Raw genomic sequence first — 2,246 nt, 5'->3', positions numbered from 1 at the left:
CCCGCCGCCGACGGGCAGCGCGGGAGGATGGTGGAGCCCCGTCGTTCTTCAAGCAGGTTGGGCGGAATCTCACAGGGCTCCGTCCTTTCCTGTCGATTCCGGATGATCGTGTGGCCGACGCCATGAGCGCCGCAGTCTTCGATGCTCTCGCCAACGAAGGTATCGATCTACAGAAGATGACGCCGGAACGCTTCGCGCATGAACACAGGGACGATCTGCGCGTTCATCTTGGAAGGCCGAATATCACGCCTCCCGGATCACAGATGAAGCCTCCAGGCTGGAATCCGGAAGTGCTGTGGCTGGATCCGGAACTGGATGGCGGCCAGATGTCTCACGTGTCGTTCCTTGGCGCATTCGACGAACAGATGGGACTGGACTTTGCCCGACGCGGGCCCGGAGCACGCTTCGTGACTTCGGAGCTGCGCGTGCCGCTGCACTTCCTGTTCCGCGACGATCTCACGGGCACACAGGCCGGTACTTGCTGGGTCTATCACATCAATTTCGACGTGACCCGGGCGCGGCTGGATGGGCGCGTCGATAATGCATTCGCGATGACACTCGCCAAGGGCTACTACGGCGTAACCGGTCGGCCCTTCAGGCAGAGAATGGATGAACACGTTGAGTCCTTCCGTGCGGGAGAAGGGCATCTGCTGCATTCAGTGTGGCGGCAGCTGCATGCGTCGGACATCGATTACACCGTGCAATTATCGCCCGTTCTGACCTTCGAGACCGAAGACGAGGCGTATCTCTTCGAAGAGAGGGTCGTAGAAAGCAGCCTCGCACCAAGGGGTCTCAACATGATCCCCGGCGGACGCGGGGGCATCCGTTTTCTCTCTAAGCTGGGCGTTCCCTGCGAAGATCGCGAGGAGGTGGATGGCGCCCTTGAGATCGCGATCGCGTCGCGGAGTAGCATCACTCCGCACTATAGGAGCGCCCATGTCAGGGAGTACCGGCCAGGCAAGTTCACCCTTGTCTCAGGATGCTGGGTCCGCCCGCGCGACATTGCCGGACTAACTCCGAGTTTCTAAAATATTCGGCGCTTAGTCGCCTTTCGTAACCATTCCCGCTATTGCCAATGGAACCTGTGCTCATTAGCACGCGTCCTTTGAACGAGCAGGAACTGCAAAGGTGATGAAAATGGAATACGACCTCTCCGAGATGAACAGGGACGAGCTGCAGACGCTGCGTAAGCAGGTCGACAAAGCCCTCGCTGACTACGACGTTCGCCGGAAGAAGGAAGCACGGGCAGAGGCAGAGCAGATCGCCGCAAAATACGGCTTCTCCCTCTCCGAACTCGCCGAAGGCGCGCCGCCGAAGGCGCGGCGCAAGAACCCGCCGAAATACCAGAACCCGGAAGACCCCTCCCAGACCTGGACCGGCCGCGGCCGCCGCCCGCAATGGCTGCAGGATGCATTGGATCAGGGCCGACAGGTGGAAGACTTCCTCATTCCCGGCGCATCCTGATTGGCGATCGGCCGGGCCCATTCCCGGCTCGGCCGATACCTCATTGAGGCGCCCTTTCGGGCGTGTTGCGAGGGGAATGCGGGGGCTCAATCTCCTTTGGAAGAACAGCAATTCTTCCTGCGGAGACTTCCCCGATGGCAACCGAGAATTCTCGCCGAACGCCCGTCCGAGCTATGGCGGCGAACGACTTCTGGATCAACGCCGGCCCCAAGGCACAGGAGCCTGACCGGCCTGGTGGCGAGGCCTACGGTTCCGGCGACACCTCCACGGCTCCGAGAAAAGCCCCGGCCTTCCGGGTCTTCCTGAGCGGGAACCCGACCTCGAGCGTAGGCCGCCTGGCTTCCGACCATTACATGCGGTCGCACCAGCCGGCGATGACCGAACGCGCCGTGCTCGACATGTTCGAACTGGCCCTGCGCGAAGGGGACCTCAAGACCATCCGCCAGGCGATCTCCGCCGGCCGCAAGATGGCGCGCGAAGCGCACCAGGAGCGAAGCAAGCCCGATGACTGGGTGATGGTCGCGCGGAACGAAGGCGAAGCGCGCGGCATGCGCGGCATCATCGACGCGCTCACCGAGCAGTTCCCGGCCGACCTGGACCCCAAGATCGAGAAACGCAGCTTCCCGCTCGAGGTCGATGGTCGAAAGACCGAGATCGCGTTCGAGGAGCCGGTCCGCAACCAACGCCCCCTGCCCCGCTCGATGGACGAGATCGATCTCGACAGCCTTCGGGCCCGCTTGGGCGCGCAGCGCGACGGCCTCGAGCCCAAGACGGTGGCCGTG

General features: G+C 62.7%; 3 protein-coding genes. All 3 read left to right on the top strand.

What is annotated here, in order from left to right:
* A partial coding sequence (locus BM162_RS22105) for a hypothetical protein (protein WP_218153169.1) occupies positions 1–1,028 on the top strand: 1,028 nt, incomplete at its 5' end.
* Positions 1,029–1,137: 109 nt separating this feature from the next.
* Positions 1,138–1,464 carry an H-NS histone family protein gene (locus BM162_RS22100; protein WP_093426009.1) on the top strand — a complete coding sequence of 109 codons (327 nt, stop codon included), beginning with the start codon at positions 1,138–1,140 and terminating at the stop codon, positions 1,462–1,464.
* 134 nt (positions 1,465–1,598) lie between these two features.
* Positions 1,599–2,246, top strand: a 648-nt coding sequence (locus BM162_RS22095) for a hypothetical protein (RefSeq protein WP_143096308.1), incomplete at its 3' end; no start/stop codon positions are given.

The sequence above is a fragment of the Tranquillimonas alkanivorans genome (assembly GCF_900115595.1).
In the GTDB taxonomy this organism is placed as follows: domain Bacteria; phylum Pseudomonadota; class Alphaproteobacteria; order Rhodobacterales; family Rhodobacteraceae; genus Tranquillimonas; species Tranquillimonas alkanivorans.
The sequence above is the reverse complement of the archived record's forward strand: the minus strand, read 5'-3'. Positions and strand labels throughout refer to the sequence as shown.